Origin of the sequence: Sphaerisporangium fuscum (assembly GCF_018531465.1) — a bacterium.
In the GTDB taxonomy this organism is placed as follows: domain Bacteria; phylum Actinomycetota; class Actinomycetes; order Streptosporangiales; family Streptosporangiaceae; genus Sphaerisporangium; species Sphaerisporangium fuscum.
This window is the reverse complement of the sequence record NZ_JAHDTF010000005.1, coordinates 287,353-306,850: the sequence shown is the minus strand read 5'-3', so window position 1 is coordinate 306,850 and position 19,498 is coordinate 287,353. Positions and strand designations below refer to the sequence as shown.

At 72.9% G+C, this 19,498-nt stretch carries 17 protein-coding genes; 5 read left to right on the top strand and 12 right to left on the bottom strand.

Annotated features, from left to right (window positions below):
* The first annotated feature begins 25 nt into the window (after nucleotides 1-25).
* The gene (locus KIK05_RS08810) at nucleotides 26-1,330 is read left to right on the top strand and encodes a carotenoid oxygenase family protein (RefSeq protein WP_214410081.1); all 1,305 of its coding nucleotides are present in this window, start codon (nucleotides 26-28) and stop codon (nucleotides 1,328-1,330) included.
* Nucleotides 1,331-1,396: 66 nt separating this feature from the next.
* Here the strand turns inward: KIK05_RS08810 and KIK05_RS08805 are convergent, their stop codons facing one another.
* Nucleotides 1,397-2,011, bottom strand: a complete 615-nt coding sequence (locus tag KIK05_RS08805) for a TetR/AcrR family transcriptional regulator (RefSeq protein WP_214410080.1) — start codon at nucleotides 2,009-2,011, stop codon at nucleotides 1,397-1,399.
* A 103-nt stretch (nucleotides 2,012-2,114) separates the two neighbouring features.
* Between KIK05_RS08805 and KIK05_RS08800 the strand changes: the two genes are divergently transcribed.
* A complete protein-coding gene (locus tag KIK05_RS08800; RefSeq protein ID WP_214410079.1) occupies nucleotides 2,115-2,750 on the top strand; it encodes an NAD(P)-dependent oxidoreductase in 636 nt (211 codons plus the stop codon).
* 6 nt (nucleotides 2,751-2,756) lie between these two features.
* Here KIK05_RS08800 and rho read toward each other — a convergent pair whose 3' ends face one another.
* Nucleotides 2,757-3,911 (bottom strand): transcription termination factor Rho, encoded by a 1,155-nt coding sequence (gene rho, locus KIK05_RS08795; protein WP_214410078.1) that lies wholly within the window; start codon nucleotides 3,909-3,911, stop codon nucleotides 2,757-2,759.
* 345 nt (nucleotides 3,912-4,256) lie between these two features.
* Here rho and KIK05_RS08790 point away from each other — a divergent pair, with 345 nt between their 5' ends.
* Nucleotides 4,257-5,045 (top strand): MBL fold metallo-hydrolase, encoded by a 789-nt coding sequence (locus tag KIK05_RS08790; RefSeq protein WP_214410077.1) that lies wholly within the window; start codon nucleotides 4,257-4,259, stop codon nucleotides 5,043-5,045.
* Here KIK05_RS08790 and KIK05_RS08785 read toward each other — a convergent pair.
* On the bottom strand, nucleotides 4,953-6,248 hold the full coding sequence (locus tag KIK05_RS08785) for an MFS transporter (protein WP_250562429.1): 1,296 nt from the start codon (nucleotides 6,246-6,248) through the stop codon (nucleotides 4,953-4,955). The genes KIK05_RS08790 and KIK05_RS08785 overlap by 93 nt on opposite strands.
* Nucleotides 6,249-6,325: 77 nt before the next feature.
* Here KIK05_RS08785 and KIK05_RS08780 point away from each other — a divergent pair, with 77 nt between their 5' ends.
* Nucleotides 6,326-6,817: an NUDIX domain-containing protein gene (locus tag KIK05_RS08780; RefSeq protein WP_214410076.1), complete on the top strand. Its 492-nt coding sequence runs from the start codon at nucleotides 6,326-6,328 to the stop codon at nucleotides 6,815-6,817.
* A gap of 7 nt (nucleotides 6,818-6,824) precedes the next feature.
* On the opposite strand, the gene KIK05_RS08775 is transcribed toward KIK05_RS08780, so the two are convergent.
* The 9 genes from KIK05_RS08775 to KIK05_RS08735 all read right to left on the bottom strand — a co-directional run bounded on the left by KIK05_RS08775 (nucleotide 6,825) and on the right by KIK05_RS08735 (nucleotide 16,361).
* The gene (locus tag KIK05_RS08775; RefSeq protein WP_214410075.1) at nucleotides 6,825-7,787 is read right to left on the bottom strand and encodes a UDP-glucuronic acid decarboxylase family protein; all 963 of its coding nucleotides are present in this window, start codon (nucleotides 7,785-7,787) and stop codon (nucleotides 6,825-6,827) included.
* The gene (locus KIK05_RS08770; RefSeq protein WP_214410074.1) at nucleotides 7,784-8,755 is read right to left on the bottom strand and encodes a glycosyltransferase family 9 protein; all 972 of its coding nucleotides are present in this window, start codon (nucleotides 8,753-8,755) and stop codon (nucleotides 7,784-7,786) included. The genes KIK05_RS08775 and KIK05_RS08770 overlap by 4 nt, the downstream gene beginning before the upstream one ends.
* Complete coding sequence (locus KIK05_RS08765) at nucleotides 8,746-9,426, bottom strand: SDR family oxidoreductase (protein WP_214410073.1); 681 nt, start codon at nucleotides 9,424-9,426, stop codon at nucleotides 8,746-8,748. The genes KIK05_RS08770 and KIK05_RS08765 overlap by 10 nt, the downstream gene beginning before the upstream one ends.
* Nucleotides 9,427-9,487: 61 nt before the next feature.
* Nucleotides 9,488-10,837 carry a D-glycero-beta-D-manno-heptose 1-phosphate adenylyltransferase gene (gene rfaE2, locus KIK05_RS08760; protein ID WP_214410072.1) on the bottom strand — a complete coding sequence of 450 codons (1,350 nt, stop codon included), beginning with the start codon at nucleotides 10,835-10,837 and terminating at the stop codon, nucleotides 9,488-9,490.
* Nucleotides 10,834-11,385 (bottom strand): D-sedoheptulose-7-phosphate isomerase, encoded by a 552-nt coding sequence (locus tag KIK05_RS08755; RefSeq protein WP_214410071.1) that lies wholly within the window; start codon nucleotides 11,383-11,385, stop codon nucleotides 10,834-10,836. Before KIK05_RS08755 ends, rfaE2 begins: the two co-directional genes overlap by 4 nt.
* Before the next feature lie 2 nt (nucleotides 11,386-11,387).
* On the bottom strand, nucleotides 11,388-12,584 hold the full coding sequence (locus tag KIK05_RS08750; protein ID WP_214410070.1) for a glycosyltransferase: 1,197 nt from the start codon (nucleotides 12,582-12,584) through the stop codon (nucleotides 11,388-11,390).
* Nucleotides 12,581-13,588, bottom strand: a complete 1,008-nt coding sequence (locus KIK05_RS08745; RefSeq protein WP_214410141.1) for a glycosyltransferase family 9 protein — start codon at nucleotides 13,586-13,588, stop codon at nucleotides 12,581-12,583. Before KIK05_RS08745 ends, KIK05_RS08750 begins: the two co-directional genes overlap by 4 nt.
* Nucleotides 13,589-13,641: 53 nt before the next feature.
* A complete protein-coding gene (locus KIK05_RS08740) occupies nucleotides 13,642-14,628 on the bottom strand; it encodes a glycosyltransferase family 2 protein (RefSeq protein WP_214410069.1) in 987 nt (328 codons plus the stop codon).
* Nucleotides 14,625-16,361: a carbamoyltransferase family protein gene (locus KIK05_RS08735; protein ID WP_214410068.1), complete on the bottom strand. Its 1,737-nt coding sequence runs from the start codon at nucleotides 16,359-16,361 to the stop codon at nucleotides 14,625-14,627. The genes KIK05_RS08740 and KIK05_RS08735 overlap by 4 nt, the downstream gene beginning before the upstream one ends.
* A 1,012-nt stretch (nucleotides 16,362-17,373) precedes the next feature.
* Between KIK05_RS08735 and KIK05_RS08730 the strand changes: the two genes are divergently transcribed.
* On the top strand, nucleotides 17,374-19,410 hold the full coding sequence (locus KIK05_RS08730) for a glycosyl hydrolase family 28 protein (RefSeq protein ID WP_214410067.1): 2,037 nt from the start codon (nucleotides 17,374-17,376) through the stop codon (nucleotides 19,408-19,410).
* Nucleotides 19,411-19,498: the final 88 nt, after the last annotated feature.

The following is a 19,498-nucleotide window of genomic DNA, read 5'->3' as shown; positions in this document are numbered from 1 at the left end:
CCGCGCCATCCGAAGGAGCCCCGCGATGTCCGTCCCCGCCTACCTCTCCGGCACCATGGCCCCCGTTCCCGACGAGATCGGCGCCGTCGACCTGAAGGTGACCGGCACCCTTCCGGCGGAGCTGAACGGCAGATACTTCCGCAACGGCCCGAACCCGCTCCCCGGCCAGGACCCGGGCCACTGGTTCACCGGCCCCGGCATGATCCACGGGATCCGGCTCCGCGACGGCCGCGCCGAGTGGTACCGCAACCGGTGGGTGCGCACCCGCTCCTTCACCGAGGACGCCCGCTTCATCGGCCCGGACGGCACCATTGATCTGACCGCCGTCACCGCCAACACCAGCGTCATCCGGCACGCCGACAGGATCCTCGCCCTGGTCGAGAACGGCCTGCCGTACGAGATGACCCCCGAGCTCGAAACGGTCGGCCCCTGCGACTTCGGCGGCCGGCTGACCACCGCCATGACGGCCCACCCCAAGCAGGACCCGGTCACCGGGGAGCTGCACTTCTTCGGGTACGGCTTCTTCGCCCCCTACCTGACCTACCACCGCCTCTCGGCGTCCGGCGAGCTCGTGGAGAGCCGCGTCGTCGACGTCCCCGGGCCCACGATGGTCCACGACTTCGCGATCACCGAGCACCACGTGATCTGGCTCGACCTGCCCGTCGTCTTCGACATGGACCTCGTCGGGCGCGGCATGCCGTACCGCTGGGACGACTCCTACGGCGCCCGCCTCGGCGTGATGGACCGCGACGGCCGGGTGAGCTGGTACGACGTCGACCCCTGCTATGTCTTCCACGTCGGCAACGCCCGCGAGGACGCGCACGGCCGCATCGTGCTGGACGCCGTCCGCTACTCCCGCTCCGCCTTCCAGGCACTGTGGCCGCGCATCGGCGGCGCCGCCGACCCCGCCGCCGAGACGGGCGGCACGGCCCTGCACCGCTGGCTGATCGACCCCGCGAGCGGCACCGTGAAGGAAGAGCCCCTCGACGACCGCAACGTGGAGTTCCCGACCTTCAACGAGGACCTGCTCGGCCGGTCCAGCAGGTACCTGTACGCGGTGAGCGAGGGCGCCGTGGTGAAGTACGACACCGAGACCGGTGCCGGGCAGGTCCGCGACCTCGGCGCCCACCCGGGTGAGGCGATCTTCGTGCCCGCCTCGGACGCGCGGGCGGAGGACGACGGCTGGCTGATGTCCATCGTCACCGACGAGGCCGGCACGGGCTCCGAGCTGCTGGTCCTCGACGCGTCCATGCTCGAGTTCGTGGCCTCCGTACGGCTGCCGCGCCGCGTCCCCGCCGGCTTCCACGGCTCCTGGATCGCCGACCGCTGAGGCCGCCGGCCCCGCCGTACCGAGAACGCCTCCGCCGCGCCCGCGGCGGGGGCGTTCAGCCGTTTCTCAGCCGATTCCGGCGACGATCGTGCGGGCGAGGGCCGCGGCGAAGGCGTCGAGTGGCTGCGGCGAGCCCTCCTCGCCCACGAACAGCCGCAGGAACGCCCGCTGGTAGCAGGCGCCGAGGAGCAGCGCGGCGGCGGCGTCCGGATCGGCGTCCCGGCGGATACGGCCGCTCTCGCGCAGGTGCCGCAGGTAGTCGGCGAGGTGGTGCAACGGCTTGTGCGGCCCGGCGTCGATCTTGCGCAGCCCCTCCCGGTGGCGCTGGAGCAGGGACGGCTCGGCGAAGAGCGACGAACCGATCGGCATGCTGGCCTCGTAGAACAGTGCCGCGCTGCGGATGATCTCGGCGAGGCACTCCTCGGCCGTACGGTCTCCGGGGTCCTCGGCGAGCCGCCTGATCAGTGAGTTGAGCGAGGGAAGCCGCTCCTGCAGGACGCAGACGAAAAGCTCCTCCTTGCCGGAGAAGTGCCGGTAGAGGGCGGCCTCCGAACATCCGGCCGCGCGGGCGATCTCCTTCGTGGTGACGCGGGCGAGGCCCATCGTGCGCATGAGGTGCTCGGCGGCCTCGAGGATGCGGTCGCGGGTGCGGGCACCGGCGGGCGTGCGCGGCTGGGGCATCGGAGGCGGTACTCCCTTCCTTCTGGCTTCGGGCCGCCGGAGAGCGGGTAGTTCATCCTATGATGTGAGTGAGTACTCACCAACTTTGTGGGGGAGATGTCTCATGAGACTCACGGTCTTCGGCGCCACCGGCCGTACAGGCAAGGAAGTCGTCCGGCAGGCGCTCGACGCGGGCCACCAGGTCACCGCGGTGGTGCGCGACCCCGCCCGCCTGCCCATCAGCCACTCCGCGCTGGAGGTGGTGGTCGCCGACGTCACGCGTGCCTCCACCCTTCGCCCGGCCCTCGCCGGCCGCGAGGCGGTCGTCTCGGCGCTCGGCCCGAACGGCCGCCAGGGGGTCGGCATCACGAGCGCGGGCGTGCGGGCGATCATGCAGGCGATGGACGCCGCCGACGTACGGCGCCTCGCCGTCATCAGCGCCGTCCCGGTCGGGCCCGTCCCCGACGGGGAGAGTTTCCTCTACCGTTCCGTCCTGCTCCCGCTGTTGCGCAGGATCCTCCGGGACGGCTATGCCGATCTGGCCGCGATGGAGAAGGAGGTCAGCCGCAGCACCACGGAGTGGACGATCGTGCGCCCGCCTCGGCTGACCGACAAGCCGCTCACGGGCACCTACCGAAGGCTCGTGGGAGGGAACGTGCCGCGCGGCCACGTCATCTCCCGCGCCGACCTGGCCCACGCCCTGCTGGCGGTCATCGACGACCCGGCGACGATCAAGCAGGTGGTCGGCGTCGGGTACTGACCCCGCCTACGAGGACGCCGCGACCTGCCGGAGGAAGGCGGCGTTGGAAGGGGTGTCGCGGAGCCGGTCGAGCAGTGCGGTGAGCGCCTGCTCGCGCTCCAGTCCGGACAGCGCGCGGCGGAGCTTCCAGACGACCTCCCGTTCGGCGGGGGTCAGCAGCAGTTCCTCCCGCCGGGTGCCGGAGGCGTCGACGTCCACCGCGGGGAAGAGCCGGTGTTCGGACAGGGCCCGGCTGAGACGCAGCTCCATGTTCCCGGTGCTCTTGTACTCCTCGTACAGATAGTCGTCCATCCGGGAACCGGTCTCGGCGAGCGCGGTCGCGATGATGGTGAGCGATCCGCCCTCCTCCAGCGCGCGAGCGGCGCCGAAGAAGCGTTTCGGCAGGTAGACGGCCTGGGCGTCCACACCGCCCGAGAGGGTCCTGCCGCTGCTCGGCGCCGAGGCGTTGTAGGCGCGGCCGAGCCGGGTGAGCGAGTCGAGGAGCAGGACGACGTCCGTGCCGCCCTCGGCGAGCCGCCTGGCCCGCTCGACGGCCAGCTCGGCGAGCGCCGTGTGGTCGCGTTCCGGACGGTCGAACGTCGAGGCGATCACCTCGCCCCGGACGGACCGGTGGAAGTCGGTCACCTCCTCGGGGCGTTCGCCGACCAGCACCACCATGAGGTGGACGCCGGGGTGGTTCGTGGTGACCGCCTCGGCGACCGCCTTGAGCACGGTCGTCTTCCCTGCCTTGGGCGGTGAGACGATCAGCCCGCGCTGGCCCTTGCCGATCGGGGCGAGGAGATCGATCACCCGGGTGACGGGCGACCCGTTCTCCAGAGTGAGGCGGTCGTGCGGGTGGACGGGGGTCAGGTCGGCGAAGCGCGGCCGGGGACGCCCCGGGTCGGCGCCGTTGACGGACACGAGCTCGACGGGCCCGTCGTACGCCTTCCGCGCGCCGGTGGCGGGCCTTCGCGCGGTCGCGACCACGAGGTCGCCGGGCCGGAGCCCGAACTGCCTGACCTGCGAAGGTGAAAGCCGGACGTCGTCGTCGCCGGGCAGGTAGCCCTCGGTTCTGATGAAGGCGCCTTTGTCCCGGATGTCGAGAATCCCGGAAACAGTCACGACGTGCTGCTCGGCGGCCTTCTGGGCTTTTGTCTGGGGTCTGTCGATGGTTACGGTCATGGTTCTTCCTTGAGGGAGGTGCGCGGCGGCGCACGAGGTGCGCCGAGCCGCCGAACGGTGGAATCCGGGAACGGTGAGATGCGGGAATCGCCGGAAGGCGGGAGCGCCGGAAACGCGCTCGAAAACGCCACGACAACCCGATGAACACGGGCTCAGGGCCCGAACGGAAATGCCTGCCTACGACGAGGCGGCGAAAGAAGAAGGCTCAGACCACGCGATGGATCAACCAATCGCCCTATGGAGCCACTTTCACTATAACAGCACTCCCCGCCCCACCCACAAGCCCCTCGCTGTTGGGGCAGGCAGGCTAGTCTGGGCGGGAATGTCGTGGGTGAGGGGAACCGGATGTCGTACGCGGCCAGGTCGGTCGATGGGGTCGAGGTGATCCCGCTACGCGACGCGGTGGGGCCGATGGGCGGGGAGCTCAAGCAGGCGCCCTCGGAGATCCTCACCGGAGGGTCGCCCGGCGACTGGGCCGGGCTCTCGCCGGACGAGTGGGTGCTCCACTTCCGCTGCTACCTGCTGCGCGGCCGTACGGGGCGTACCGTCCTGGTCGACACAGGGGTCGGCGCGACCGACTCGCCCGCCTCGACGTGGGCGCCGGTCCCCGGGACGCTGCTGGGCGAGCTGGCCCGGGTGGGCGTCGCGCCCGGTGACGTCGACACCGTCGTCCTCACGCACCTGCACAGCGACCACGCCGGAGGCGCCGTCGTCGACGGGGTGCCGGCGTTCCCGAACGCCCGCCACGTCATCCAGCGCGCCGAGGTCGAGTGGGTCGGGAGCGGCGGCCCGAATCCCATCCTGGAGCGCGTCCTGCGCCCGCTCACCGGCATGGTCGACGCCGTCGACGGCGAGGCCGAGGTGATCCCCGGGGTTCGCGCCATCCTGGCCCCCGGGCACACCCCCGGCCACCAGGTGGTCGAGATCGGGCGGCTGACGCTGACCGGCGACCTGGTGCTCCACCCCGTCCAGCTCGCCAACCCCGCGATCCGCTACGCCCACGACGAGGACCCCGACCGGGCCGCGGCCACCCGGCAGGCGCTACTGCGCAGGCTGCGCGCCGAGGGCGGCCTGATCGGCACCGCCCACTTTCCCGAGCCCTTCACCGAGATCCTGGTCGAGCAGGGCGATTAGCCTGCGCGCCTTGCCCCGGTAGCGCAGCACCTGCACCGCGCCGAGGATCCAGAGGGGGTACTGCACGGCGAGCGCCCAGCGGTAGGCGGCCAGATCGGTGCCGCCGCGCAGGTCGAGGGCGATCCCGATGAGGGCGATCACCGACATGGTGGCGGTGAACCCGCCGCCGTTCACGATGCCGGTGGCCATGCCGATGCGGGCGGCGGGGTTGAGGGTCCGCGCGTAGTCGAAGCCGATCATCGACCCCGGCCCGTTCCAGGCCAGCACGGCGACCAGTACGAACAGCAGCCAGAGTGGCGCCCTGCCCGGCCACAGCAGCACGGCCGTCCAGGCCGCGGCCGTCGAGCAGATCACGATCAGCACCATCCGCGAGCGGTGGAACGGGAAGCGTCCCGCGAGGTACCCGAGCACCGGTCCGCAGACGATGCCGAGCATCGTCAGCGTCGTCAGCAGCACCCCCGCCGTCGCCGGCGCCAGCCCCTGCCCCTCGACCAGGAACGGATACCCCCACAACAGGAGGAACGCCGCCGAGGACGACTGGGTGGCGGCGTGCGTCCACATGCCGAGGCGCGTCCCGGGTTCCGCCCAGGCCTCGCGCAGCCGCGGCCGTTCCGTCGTCCCGGACACCGGACGGGACTCCCGCAGCACGGCCGCCACGAGCACGAGGGACAGGCCGCCGAGGGCGGCGGCGGTGAGGAAGGTGGGCGTCCAGCCGTAGCGGTGGAGACCCTGGATGAGAGGGACGGCCGAGGCGATCGCGCCGAGCTGGCCGAGCAGGCCCGTGAGCTGCACGATCAGCGGGTTGCGCCGGGCGGGGAACCAGATGTTGACCAGGCGGATGACGCTGATGAAGGTCATCGCGTCGCCGCACCCGACCAGTACCCGGCCGCCGATGGCGTCGAGGAGGCCGCCGGACAGCGCGAACACGAGCTGCCCGCAGCCCATCACGCCGGCGCCGATGAGCAGCATCCGCTTGGAGCCGAGCCGGTCGACGAGGATCCCGACGGGGATCTGCATCGCGGCGTAGACGAGGAGCTGCAGCATGGCGAGCATGGAAAGCCCCGTCGCCCCGATGCCGAGCCGGGCGCCGGCCTCGATGCCGGCGACGCCGAGCGACTGGCGGTGGAAGACCGCGACCGCGTAGGCGAAGACCCCTGCCGCCCAGATGATCCAGACACGACCAGGTGTTCTTTCCGCCGCCATGACGGCGATTTTACGCTTTGACCGTTTCCAAACCGTTACAGGGGGTACCGCGGGTAGATCGCACTATCGTCGCCTGCATGGCACCGATCCCGCCGGACGAGTTCTACGCCCGGATCAACAAGACCCTCGCGGGGGCAGGCGCGTTCATCACCGACCCCGAGGGCCGGGTGCTGTTCGTGAAGCCGAACTACCGCGACCACTGGCTCTGGCCCGGCGGCCACGTGGACGAAGGGGAGTTTCCCGAGCAGGCATGCGCCCGCGAGGTGACCGAGGAGCTCGGGTTGACGCTGCCGGTCGGCAGGCTGCTCGGCGTGCACTGGGTGCCGCCGTTCCGCGACCGCCCGCTGCCCCTGGTCCACTTCCTGTTCGACTGCGGCACCCTGCGCGACGGCGAGGCGATCGTGCTGCAGGAGGAGGAACTCGACGAGTTCGCCTTCCTCGACGTCGCGCAGGCGGAGACCCGGATGCCGTCGTACCTGGTCACGCGGTTGCGCGCGGCCATCGCGGCCCGAAACGACGGGACGACCTTCTACCTCACCGGCGGAACGCCCGAGATCCCGCACCGCTGACCGCCGCTCACGAGGCCGGACGGTCCTTGCGCAGCAACTCGCCCTCGAACCAGGCGATGGTACGGCGCAGCCCGGTGGCCACGTCCACCTCGGGACGCCAGCCGAGCGCGCGGGCGGCGAGCGAGGTGTCCGGGCGGCGTACGGCGGGGTCGTCCACCGGCCGTTCCACGAACCGGATCGGCGAGGAGGACCCGGTGAGGTCGCGGATCAGCGTGGCCAGCCGCAGCATCGACATCTCGGCGGGGTTCCCGATGTTGACCGGCCCCGCGAAGCCGCTCGCGGCCAGTTTGAGCACGCCGCCCACGGTGTCGTCGACGTAGCAGATGGATCGGGTCTGGCTGCCGTCCCCGGTCACGGTTATCGGCTCACCGGTGACGGCCTGGCGGACGAACGTCGGGACCGCCCGGCCGTCGTACGGGCGCATGCGCGGGCCGTAGGTGTTGAAGATCCGCACGATGGCCGTGTCGAGGCCGTGTGAGGCCCGGTAGGCGGTCGTCAGCGACTCGGCGAACCGCTTGGCCTCGTCGTACACGCTGCGCGGCCCCACCGGGTTGACGTTCCCCCAGTACGTCTCGCGCTGGGGGTGCTCCAGGGGGTCCCCGTACACCTCGCTCGTCGAGGCCAGCACGAACCGCGCGCCCTTCTCCCGCGCCAGCCCCAGCGCGTGCAGGGTGCCGAGGCTGCCCACCTTCAACGTGGCGATCGGATGGCGCAGGTAGTCGGCGGGCGAGGCGGCCGAGGCGAAGTGCAGCACCAGGTCCACCGCGCCCGGCACGTGGACGAACCCGGTCAGGTCGCACTCCACGAGCCGGAACCTCGGACGTCCCAGCAGGTGCTCGACGTTGCCGGGGCCGCCGGTGAGGAAGTTGTCCATGCAGACGACCGACGCGCCTTCGGCGAGCAGCCGTTCGCACAGGTGGGAGCCGAGGAATCCCGCCCCTCCGGTCACCACCACCCGGCGCGCGCTCATCGGGCGCCCGCCTCGGCGGCACCGGCGAGCAGGCCCAGGGCCGCGTCGAGCACCGCCTCGGCGCCGATCTCCAGCAGCCCGGGATCCGGCCGGGGCGCGTGCGCGTCATCCCGGCGGCCCGCCCACAGGGCGACATGGGGCCCGGTGGGCGGCGGCCCCCACTGCTCGGGGGACACCGGGCCGAACAGCACCACCGAGGGCGTCGCGAAGGCCGTCGCGAGATGGGCGACGCCCGTGTCCCCGCAGATCACCAGCCGTGCCCCCGCGACCACCCGCGCCAGGTCGCGCAGGCCGGTACGGCCGGCGAGCACGTCCTCGACGGGCAGGTCCGCGAGGGCGGCCACGCGGAACGCCAGGGAACGCTCGTCGGTGTCCCCCGTGACCAGCACCCGGTGGCCGGCCTCGCGCAGCGCGGCCGCCACCTGGGCGAACCGGTCCGGCGGCCAGCGGCGGGCCCCGGAGGTCGCACCAGGGTGGATGACGACATGTCCCCCGAGGCCGCCCCGGCGCGACTCGGTTCGAACGCCGTGGAGGAGAAGATCGCCGGGGTGGGCCGGGATGCCGTACCACTCCAGCAGGTCGCACCACCGGCGCACCTCGTGCGCCTCCTGCCGCCAGCCCGGGCCCTTGATCGCGGGAAACTCGGGATGGGCGTGCGTGAGCAGCCGCCCGGGGCGGGTGCGGCACAGCGCGGCGATGCTCTCCGGGCCGCGTCCGTGCAGGTTGACCGCGACGTCCGGCCGGTCGAACGGCACCGGTCCGGGGCCGGACACCTCCAGCAGTTCGTCCACCGCCCCGATCAGCGGCACCAGGCCGGCCAGGGCGGCGGGCGCGGCCAGCACGAGCCGGTGACCGGGGAAGGCCGCGCGCAGCGCCCTCAGCGCGGGGACCCCGGTGAGCAGGTCCCCCAGCCCGAGCGCGCGCAGCGCGAGCACCACCGGCCCGCGCGCCGCCGGTCTCACGGCCATGACGGTTCGGTGGAAGGGCACACGACCAGTTCGCGCACCTCGCACCCCTTGGGCTGGCTCAGCGCGAAGATCACCGCCGCGGCGACGTCCTCGGGCTGGTTCAGCCGCGCGTCCGGCCCCGGCCGGTACTTCTCCTCCCGCCCGTCGAAGAAGCGCGTCCGCATCCCGCCCGGCACCAGCAGCGTCACCCCGACCCGCCCGGCCAGCTCGGCCGCCAGCGCGCGGGTGAACCCCACGACGCCGAACTTCGCCGCGCAGTACGCCGTGGCGTCGCTCACCGCCCGCAGGCCGAGCGTCGAGGCGCAGGTCACCACGCGGCCCTGCGAGCGCATCAGGTACGGCAGCGCGGCGCGGACCACGGCCACGGTGCCGAGCAGGTTGACCTGGATCACCCGCTCCCAGTCGGGCACGGGGACGTTGGCGAGCGGCCCGCACCTGTCGATCCCGGCCGCGGTCACGACGCCGTCGAGGCCGCCCGCCCGTTCGGCGAGCTCGTGTACGGCCCGCTCCGCCTCCTCGTAGTCGGCGATGTCGGCGGCGACGTGGTCGACCCCGTTCTCGGGCGTGTTGACGTCGATCACCAGTGGCCTGCCGCCGACCTTGGTGATCGCGGCGACCGTGGCCTTCCCCAGGCCCGACGCCCCACCGGTGACCAGGATGTTCCCGACCATGATGTTCACTCCTAGGTTGAAGGGGGCTTCGGTGTGGGGCCGTGATCAGGGGGAGGGGGCTTCACATCACCCCCTGCGCGGCGGCGATCAGCCCGGTGGTGGAGTAGCCCGGCACGGTGGGCAGGACGACGATCTCGCCGCCGGTACGCCGCACCGCCTCCGCCTCCGGCAGCTCCAGGCCGGTGTAGTCGCCGCCCTTCACCCAGACGTCGGGACGAAGATGCTCGATGACCGCGCAGGGCGTGTCCTCGTCGAAGATCATGACCGCGTCGACGCAGCCCAGCGCCCGCAGGATCTCGACCCGGTCGCGTTCGGCGACGACAGGACGGCCCGAGCCCTTCAGCCGGCGGACCGACTCGTCGGAGTTGACGCACACGATCAACGCGTCGCCGATCGCCCTGGCCTGCCGCAGCAGGCTGACGTGACCGGCGTGGAGCAGGTCGAAGCAGCCCCCCGTGGCGATCAGCCTGCCGCCGCCCGCCCGCACCAGCGCGGCCAGCTCCACGGCCGTACGGGGACGCTCGCCCACCGCCGGCTCCGGTACGCGGACGGCCGCCGCCCCGCCCGCCTCCACGAAGCGCGTCGCCTCGGCGACGGCGGCGGTCACCGCCTCCTCGACCGGGGCCCCGCCGCGCAGGGCCAGCGCCGCCGCCGAGGCGAACCGGTCCCCGGCCCCGCAGGTGTCTCCCGCCGCGACGGGCGCGGGCGACGGCACCCGGACCGTCCGGCCGCCCCGGCGGCACAGCACGGCCCCGCCCGGCCCGAGCGTGACGGCGACGGCCTCCGCCCCGAGGTCGGCGATCAACCGGCGGACCCCCGCCTCCGGCCGCGCGTACCGTTGCCCGCACAGCGCCGCAGCCTCCGCCTCGCTGGGGGTGACCAGCGCGCAGCCGGGCACGGGCGCCTCGCCCGACGGGTGCGGGTCCCACACGACCGGCACGGCGAGGTCACCCAGCAGATCGCGTACGGCGCCCACGGTCCCGCGCCCGTAGTCGGACACCAGCACCGCGCCCGCCCCGCGCAGCGCCCTGGCCACGCGTTCACCCTCCCGGCCGCGCCAGGCCCGGCCGTCGCCGGTGTCGACCCGCAGCAGCGTCTGGCCCCGCGCGCGGATCCGGGTCTTGCGCGAGGTGGTCCCCCGCAGCGGCAGCCGCACGACCTCCGCGAACCCGGACAGCAGGGCGCGCAGCCGCTGACCGGAGGGGTCCTCGCCGAGGGCCGTGACCAGCACGACCTCCGCGCCCTCGCGGGCGGCGAGCAGGGCCGAAAGGCCCGCCCCTCCCGGTCTGCGGTGTTCCGCGCGCCCGCACACCACGGGCACCGGCGCGTCCGGGCACAACCGGTCCGCCTCGCCCTCGATGTCCACGTCGAGGAGCGAGTCGCCGATGACGACGAGCGGGCCGTCCGTCATGCCGCCGACTCCTCGAACGCGTCGCAGATCATGTGGATGAGCGCGAGGTGCACTTCCTGGACGGTGGCGGTGTCGCCGGAGGGGACGGCGATGGCCTCCTGGCACAGGTCGGCCAGCGGGTTCGGCGCCGGGCCGGTCAGCGCCCAGGTGACCAGCCCCACCACCCGTCCGGCGTCGGCGGCCTCCAGCACGTTCTTGCTGGCCCCGCTGGTGGACAGGCAGAGCAGGACGTCGCCGGGCCGGCCGTGCGCCCGTACCTGCCGGGCGTACACCTCCTCGGCGCCGTAGTCGTTGGCGATCGCCGTGGCGGCCGAGGTGTCGGCGTGCAGCGCGATCGCCGCGTACGGGCGGCGGTCGGTGCGGAACCGGCCCACCAGTTCGGCGGTCAGGTGCTGCGCCTCGGCCGCCGAGCCGCCGTTGCCGCAGGCGAGCAGTCGTCCGCCTCCCGCCAGCACCTTGGCCAGCCGGCGGCCCCACAGGCGGATCTTGCGGCTGTCGGCGTCGATCGCGGACAGCGTCGCGGCCAGGCGCGAGAGATGAGGATGCATGGTCAACCTCCCGCCGCGGCGTACCTGTCCAGGCGGCCGCCGATCAGGCTGCGGTACACCGACTCCGTCTGGGTCGCCACCTGCGCCCAGCCGTACCGCGACCGGGCCCGGCGCACCCCCTCGGCGGCGAGCGAGGCGCGCAGGCCGGGGTGGGCGAGCAGGTCGCGGAGCACCTTGGCGAGGACACGGGGGCGGCGCGGCGGCACCAGGACGCCGCAGCCGGCCACGGTGTCCAGGTGCCCGCCGACGGCCGAGGCGACCACCGGGACCCCGCACGCCATCGCCTCGAGCGGCACCATGCCGAACGGCTCGTACCAGGGCACCGTGACCACGACCTGTGCCGACCGCATGAGGGCGGGCACGTCGGCGCGGGCGACGCTGCCGATCAGCCGCACCCGGGCGCCGACGCCGCACGCGCTCGCGCGCAGCCGCAGCGGTTCGCCGTCGCCCGGTTCGCCGCCCGCGATGACCAACTGGGCGCCGGGCACGTGGCGCAGCGCCTCGATGATGGTGTCGATGCCCTTGCGCGGGACGATCCTGCCGATGCTCAGCACCCGGGCGTACCCGTTCCGGTCCTCGTGCGGCATCGCCGGTCCGTCCGGGCGGAAAAGCGTCAGGTCGACGCCGCAGGGCACGACCACGACGCGTCCCACCGGCACGCCCATGTCCGACAGTTCGGTCACCTCGTCGGTGCAGGACGCGATGATCGCCGCGGCGCGGCGGCCGATGTCCCGCTCGACGGCGACCCGGTTCGGCGGGCTGGTGTCGGCCGCCCCCTGCCACCGCCGCTTGACGCTGCCGAGCGCGTGGAACGTCTGGACGACCGGGATGCCGAGCTCCGCGGCGGCCGTGAGGGCCGCCGTGCCGCTCATCCAGAAGTGCGCGTGCGCCACGTCCGGCGCCTCCGACCGCCAGCGGCGGGCCAGATGGGCGGCGAAGGCCGGCATGTGGGGCGGCAGCTCGTCCTTGGGCAGCGGCTCGGCCGGCCCGGCGGGCACGTGTTCGACGACCACCCCGGGGGCCAACGGCAGCGCGGGCGGCTGCTCGGGGCCGGTGCGGCGCGTGTAGACGGTCACGGTGTGCCCGAGCGCGCCGAGCGCCGTGGCCAGGCCCGCGACGTGGACGTTCTGCCCGCCCGCGTCCACTCCGCCGACCGCGGCCAGCGGGTTCGCATGCTCGGACACCATGGCGACCTTCATCGCGCTCCTTCCTTGACGCCGTCCCTGGCGCCGGGCGCCGTCGCGGCCACCAGGCCGAGGACGGCCGCCACGACCTCCTCACCGGTGACCGAGGAAAGGCACGGATGGCCGGGGACGGGGCAGACGCGCGCCCTGGTACCCCGGCAGGTGGCGTGCTGGTCGCCGAGCAGCACGACCGGCACCCGGTACGGCGCCCAGCGCGCCGCCGGCACGACGGGGGCGAACAGGCTGACCACGGGAGTGCCGACCGCCGCCGCGAGGTGCGCGGGCCCGGTGTTGGCCACCACGACCGCCGCCGCCCCCGCCAGCACGGCCGCCAGTTCGGGGAAGGTCGTCACCCCGCCGAGGTCGCAGCCGTACGCCCCCGCCACCTGGGCGGTCAGCGCCTGCTCGTCCGGCCCGCCGGTCACCACCACCCGCATCCCGGAGAGCACGAGCTCACGCACCGTCTTGGCGTGCGACTCCGCCGGCCACGACCGCGCGGACGCCGAGGTGCCGGGGTGCACCACCACGTACCCGGGCGGGCCGGTGAACCGGTCCACCGAGCGCAGGGGCCGCCGTACGGCGAGCGCCCCGTCGTCGTCGGCGGGCAGCTCGAAACCGGCGGCGCGGGCCAGCTCCAGCATGCGCAGCGCCTCGGGCACGTCGACGTTCTCGTCCACGATGTGCCGGACGTCGACGAGCGAGCCGGGGTAGTCCTCGCTGATCGCCGCGATCCGCGGGACGCCCGCCAGGCGCAGGAGCATGGCGAGCGGCAGCGACGACTGGTGGAACGACGTGAAGATCACCGCCTCCTCCGGTCCCGTCGCCTCCACCAGCGAGACGAGCTCCTCCACGTGCGCGCGGGTGAGCGGACGCGGCTCGGGGTCGATCCACGGGGCCCGCCACTCCAGCACCCGGTCGACGCCGGGCAGCAGCTCCGCGGCGGCACAGCCGTTGGGGCCGGTCAGCAGCACGACCTCCCGCGCCCCGGCGGCGATCGCGCGGATGGCGGGCCCGGCCATCAGGACGTCCCCGGCGTTGTCGAGGCGGGCCGCCAGCACCGTCCCCCGGCCCGTCACCGGCGTGCCCGCAGTTCTCCCCGGAGGCGGTGCGCGCACGCCACGGGCGGGATGACCACGCTCGTCACGGCCATGCGCACGATCTCCTCAGGGGTGCGGGGCCCGGGGGCGAGCCTCGCCCAGGCGAACTCGGCGGTCAGACCCAGCCACGCCAGCCCGGCCGCAGCGGCTCCGAGGGCGGTGGTGTTCCGGACGCGGGACTGGACCAGGCGCCCGGGTCTCCGGCCCGCCTCCCGCCGGGCCCCGGCCGCCAGCAGCAGGGCGATCGAGGCCACGCCCATGAAGGTCGTCATGGCGTGGCGCGCGAACCTGCCGGGGACCCCGCCGACCGCCGCCCGCCAGCCCGCCCCGTGCAGGCGGCGCATGAGCGCGTCGTCGGCGTTGCCGCGCTGGGCCCGCACGCTCGTCCAGAACCCGTCGTCGCGCACCGGGTGCCAGGTGACGCGCCGCCCCTTGACCAGCCGGTGGCCCGCCTTCAGCAGCCGCAGCGCGAGGTCGGCGTCCTCCCGGTACGCCCGGGGGAAGCGCTCGTCGAAACCGCCCACGCCCTCCAGCGCCGAACGCCGGTAGGCCATGTCGGCGGTGGCCCAGCCCGCCTCCGTCAGCGCGGCGGTGTTCCGCTCGGCGTCCGTGGGCCGCCGGTCGGCGGGCAGGCGCACCTCCAGGCGCCCCTGGGAGCCGGCCACGTCCTCGCCGAGGTCGCGCAGGTCGGCGAGAAGGGCGTCCTTCCAGCCCGGCGGCGGGACCACGTCGTCGTCCAGGAAGGCGATCCAGGGCGTGGCGGCCGCCCGCCAGCCCGCGTTCCGCGCGGTGGCGGGCCCGCGCCCGCCCGTGCGCAGCACCCGCACGTGCTCGGGCACCTTCAGCGCCGGGCAGAACCGCGGCCGGTCGTCGACCACGATGACCGGAAGGTCCGGTTCGAGCGCGTCCAGCAGCCGGTGCAGACTGCGCCGGCCGATGGTCGGGATGACGACGGTGATCACGCTGCGAACACCTCCCCCCGGGTGACGAGGTACGGGCCGATGGCGAGCACGTCGACCGGGGCCGAGCCGAAGCACTCCAGGGCGTCGCGCGGATCGTCCACGATGGGACGGCCGGCGGTGTTGAGGCTGGTGTTGACCAGGACGGGCAGCCCGGTGCGGGCGTGGAACGCCTCCAGCAGCCGGGCGAGCAGCGGCTCTGACTCCCGGTCGATGGTCTGCACGCGGGCCGTCCCGTCGACGTGGACGACCGCGGGGATGCGCTCACGCCACTCGGGCCGCACGTCATGCACGAACAGCATGTACGGGCTCGGCAGCGGGCCGCGTTCGAAGATCTGATGGGCGTGCCCGGCGAGGACCATCGGCGCGACCGGGCGGAACTGCTCGCGTCCCTTCACGGCGTTGATCCTGTCGGTGTTGGTCGCCCGGCCCGGGTGGGCGAGCAGCGAGCGGTGCCCGAGGGCGCGGGGACCGTACTCGGCGCGTCCCTGGAACCAGGCGACGATCCTGTCGGCGGCCAGTTCGGCGGCCACGGCCTCGGCCAGGTCGGCGGGCCTGCGGTGGGGGATCCCCGCCGAGACCAGCCAGGCGGCCAGCTCGTCGTCGGTCCAGCCCCGGCCGAGAACCGCGCCCCGCATCGGCGCCACCCGCTCACCGTGCAGACGGGCCAGGTGGAGCGCGCCGCCGAGGGCGGTCCCCGCGTCGCCCGCGGCCGGCTGCACCCAGACCCGGTCGAACGGCCCCTCGGCCGCCAGTCGCGTGTTGGCGACGCAGTTGAGCGCGACACCGCCCGCCATCGTCAGGCACCGCTCCCCGGTGCGCTCCCGCAGCCAGTCGGCGAGCTCCAGCAGCACCTCCTCCAGCCGGGCCTGGACGCTCGCCGCGAGGTCGGCGTGGTCGGCCGTCCAGGCCTCGTCCCGGCGCAGCGCCTTGGCGTACCCGCTCCAGTCGATCTGCTCCACGCGGAAGCCACCGTCGCCGGTGGTGTAGATCAGCTCACGCAGCTCGCCCAGGTGCCGGGGCCGGCCGTACGCCGCCAGGGCCATGACCTTGTACTCGTCACTCGACCTGAGGAAGCCGAGATGCGCGGTGACCTCCTCGTACATCAGGCCGAGGGAGTGGGGGAGGTCCTGGGTGGCGAGGACGGTCAGCCGGCCGTCGCGGTAGTGGCCCGCCAGGTGCGACACGGCCTCGCCGCGGCCGTCGCAGACCAGCACGGCCGAGTCCCGGTACGGGGCGGCGAGCGCGGCGGAGGCGGCGTGCGCGATGTGGTGGGGCACGAACTTGACCTGCGCCGTGTCCAGGCCGGGCAGCGCGGTGGCGAGGAAGGCGGGGGCGCGGCGGGCGTAGGTGGTCCGCAGTTCCTCCCAGCCGTCGGGGCCGAGCCCGGTCGTGGGCGCCCCGATTCCGGCGGTGTACGACGAGGGGGCCGCGGCACGCTCGACGGACGTCGGCAGGCGCCGCCGGGCGTACGGCGCCGGGGGACGCTCGGGGCGGACCAGTTCGGGATCGTAGGAGTAGGCGACGCCGTCGAGGTCCTCGGGACGCAGGCCCGCCTGCTCCAGGCACCAGGCGGCGGCCTGCTCGGGCAGCTCCCAGGCCGAGAAGGGCACCGGGCGCTTGCCGTGCTTGCGGCGGCTGAACCGCTCCTCTTCCGCGGCCGCCACGACTTCACCGTCCACCACCAAGGCCGCTGCCGGGTCGTGGAATATGGCGTTGATCCCGAGAAACCGCATCGGCTCACCTCCGTAGGGCCGCGGTGGTCTGGTTACCGAGAGAAGCGGCTCTCAAACGCTGCTTTGCGCATATGTCGAGGTAGAAAGGCGTGAATCTTGAACTTTGTCACGCTAAGTAGCCGTCGACGCTCATTTATCACCAAATCTCCCCCACCCCAGAGCCCCCCTCCCCCCGCACCCCAACTCCCTCCGACTGCCCCCTCCCAACCCCCTCCGGCCCCACCTTCAAACCTCCTCGCGGTGCCACCTCTGAACCCCCTCTTGGCGCCACCGCCGAACCCTTCCCGCCGCACCCCAACTCCCTCCGGCTGCCATCTCCGACCCCCTCCGGCCCCACCTCCAAACCTCCTCGCGGTGCCACCTCCGAACCCCCTCCCGCCTTCGCCGATCTCCCCCGCCGCCACTCGTGCGCCCACCCGCGCCTCGTCCGCCATGAGGCCCTCCCCTCGGCGCCGGGTCGGTGGGGTGGTGTGCGGTGAAATCGGCGCCGCCGTACGTCGAGTGACCCGGCAGGACTCGGGTTCGTTCGATCTCGTTCTTTCGGGATGAGCTGGAATATCTCGAGCCACATACATCGGATGTGTGTATCGGTCGAGGTGATAATCAGGCCTCTGCGTCCGTTGTCCGGGCCCCGTTCGGCACGGCTTCTCCTGCCGACGACTCGAGTATGGCCAGGTGTACGGCGAAGTCGGGGCTGCCGTGCGTTGAACGATGAGGTGCAGTCGCTGTCGACGCCATAAACGGAAAGTCAGGCTATTTCCATATCTGCCCGTTGACTCATCCGATCTCTGATCTTAACCTGAGCTCGTCATGGGGTGTGAGGCAGATCACTCGGAACCCCGTGTGGCACGGCACGCCCGACGACCGTAGCGGGAGATCGCGCCTCCTCCGGAGGCCGGCGATCACGGGCTGGCGGTACGCGTCCGTTCGGGAACGGCAAGGTGGGCGCATCCCTCCGCGCCCACCCGCGTGAACGGAGAGGCATGTGCGAGAAAGCGTGCGAAAAAGGGCTGTGAGGGCCGCGACCACCTGGCTGGCCGTACTGGCGCTCCTGGGCACGGCGTCAGCCGTCCCCAGGCGGACCGGCACGGCCGCACCGGCCGCACCGGCGGCGCCGGCCGCGCCCGTCGTGCTGAAGGCCCGCACGGTCGCCGCCGCGGTGTTCGACGTCCGCGACTACGGCGCCAAGGGGAACGGCTCGGCGAACGACACGGCCGCGATCAACAGCGCGGTCACCGCCGCGAACGGCGCGGGTGGCGGCATCGTACGGTTCCCCTCGGGGACCTACCGGTCCGCCGGCACGATCCACATGAAGAGCAACGTGACGTTCCAGCTCGACTCCGGCTCCACCATCATCGGCTCGCCGAACGACACCTACGACCCGCCCGAGTCGAACCCCAACGACGACTACCAGGACTACGGCCACAGCCACTTCCACAACGCCATGATCTACGGTGACCGGCTGACGAACATCGGCTTCGTGGGCTCCGGCACGATCGACGGCGGCGGCAACCTGATCACCGGTAACCCGTCCTCGGGCGAGGCCGACAAGATCATCTCGCTGACCCGGTGCGACGGCCTGACGGTCGACGGCATCACGCTGCGGCGCGGCGGCCACTTCGCGATGCTGATCAACGGCTGCGACCACGTCACCTCCGACCACCTGACGATCAACACCTCCGGCGATCGTGACGCCTGGAACATCATCAACACCCGGAACGTCACGATCAGCCACGCGGACATCAACGGCAACGACGACGCCCTGGTCTTCAAGTCCGACTGGGCGCTCGGGCAGAAGTTCTCCAACGGGCACGTCACCGTCACCGACTCCCACCTGTCGGCGGTCTGCTGCAACGCGCTGATGTTCGGTTCGGAGACCTGCGGAGACTTCTCCGACTACCAGTTCTCCCGCATCAGCATCACCGGTGCGCAGAAGTCCGGCCTCGGCATGGTGTCCATGGACGGTTCCGACATCTCCGACGTGCACTACCGCGACATCACGATGTCCAACGTCAGGTCGCCGATCATGGAGAAGATCGGGACGCGGCGACGGTGCGGCAACAGCCCGGGCGTCGGGCACATCAGCGGCATCACCTACGAGAACGTCACCGGCACCGGCACGACGCCGTCCTTCAGCCCGACTCTCTGGGGCGAGTCCGGCGGCAACCGGATCAGTGACGTGACCTTCACCAACGTCCACCTGACCGTCGCCGGCGGCAACGGCACCATGGGCACCGGCGTGCCGAGCAACGACTCCACCGACTACAACCCCAAGAGCATCGGCACCCGCCCGGCGTACGGCTGGTACATCCACAACGCCAACGACATCACCTTCAACGACAGCTCGGTGGAGTTCGCCTCGAACGACGGTCGCCCGGCGGTCATCGCCAACTCCGGCAGCAACCTGAGGTTCAACGACTTCACCGCGGAAAAGGGCGGCGACAGCCCGTTCGACCTGGGGTTCCAGTCGGTCACCGGGTACTGCGTCACCGGCGGGAACACCAGCGGCGGAGCGCTGCGTACCAACTCCAGCGGCTCGACCCGGAACTGCCCGTCAGGTGGCTCGTCGACCGTCACGGTGGAGGCCGAGAGCGGTACGGTCACCGCGCCCATGCAGGTGCGGAGCGACTCGGCGGCCTGGGGTGGCGGGTACATCACGGTGGCGGCGGGGAACAACAGCAACTCCTCCGCCCCCTCCAACGGCTCCTCGGTGATCCCGTTCACCGTCCCCACCGCCGGCACCTACCGGCTGTGGGGCAGGGTCATCGCGCCGGCGGACACCGACGACTCGTTCTGGGTCCGGATCGACGGCGGCTCGTGGGTCGACTGGAACGACATCACGCCCGGCTCGTCGTGGCACTGGGCGCGGGTCACCGACGACGCCTCCTCCGACGCCGTGGTGACCGCGAACCTGTCCGCGGGCTCGCACACCCTGACGGTCGCCTACCGCGAGGACGGCGCCAAGCTCGACCGGGTGCTCGTCACCGATGACGCGAGCCTGGTCCCCGCCAACGACCCGCCGCCCTCCGCGGCCGCCGTCACCCGATAGCAGCCACGTTCCCCTCCGGTCGCGAAGGTCCGCCGCCGGAGGGGACGCCCTTGTCGAGCCGCCCGCGCCTGGGGCGCCGTTCCTTCGC

Coding starts and splice junctions, on each gene's coding strand:
- KIK05_RS08775 (WP_214410075.1), bottom strand. CDS start 7,787: ATGAGCGCGCGCCGGGTGGTGGTGACCGGAGGGGCGGGATTCCTCGGC.
- rho (WP_214410078.1), bottom strand. CDS start 3,911: ATGACCGTAACCATCGACAGACCCCAGACAAAAGCCCAGAAGGCCGCC.
- KIK05_RS08770 (WP_214410074.1), bottom strand. CDS start 8,755: ATGGCCGTGAGACCGGCGGCGCGCGGGCCGGTGGTGCTCGCGCTGCGC.
- KIK05_RS08755 (WP_214410071.1), bottom strand. CDS start 11,385: ATGCATCCTCATCTCTCGCGCCTGGCCGCGACGCTGTCCGCGATCGAC.
- rfaE2 (WP_214410072.1), bottom strand. CDS start 10,837: ATGACGGACGGCCCGCTCGTCGTCATCGGCGACTCGCTCCTCGACGTG.
- KIK05_RS08765 (WP_214410073.1), bottom strand. CDS start 9,426: ATGGTCGGGAACATCCTGGTCACCGGTGGGGCGTCGGGCCTGGGGAAG.
- KIK05_RS08735 (WP_214410068.1), bottom strand. CDS start 16,361: ATGCGGTTTCTCGGGATCAACGCCATATTCCACGACCCGGCAGCGGCC.
- KIK05_RS08780 (WP_214410076.1), top strand. CDS start 6,326: ATGGCACCGATCCCGCCGGACGAGTTCTACGCCCGGATCAACAAGACC.
- KIK05_RS08790 (WP_214410077.1), top strand. CDS start 4,257: ATGTCGTACGCGGCCAGGTCGGTCGATGGGGTCGAGGTGATCCCGCTA.
- KIK05_RS08785 (WP_250562429.1), bottom strand. CDS start 6,248: ATGGCGGCGGAAAGAACACCTGGTCGTGTCTGGATCATCTGGGCGGCA.
- KIK05_RS08805 (WP_214410080.1), bottom strand. CDS start 2,011: ATGCCCCAGCCGCGCACGCCCGCCGGTGCCCGCACCCGCGACCGCATC.
- KIK05_RS08800 (WP_214410079.1), top strand. CDS start 2,115: ATGAGACTCACGGTCTTCGGCGCCACCGGCCGTACAGGCAAGGAAGTC.
- KIK05_RS08745 (WP_214410141.1), bottom strand. CDS start 13,588: ATGGCCGGGCCCGCCATCCGCGCGATCGCCGCCGGGGCGCGGGAGGTC.
- KIK05_RS08810 (WP_214410081.1), top strand. CDS start 26: ATGTCCGTCCCCGCCTACCTCTCCGGCACCATGGCCCCCGTTCCCGAC.
- KIK05_RS08750 (WP_214410070.1), bottom strand. CDS start 12,584: ATGAAGGTCGCCATGGTGTCCGAGCATGCGAACCCGCTGGCCGCGGTC.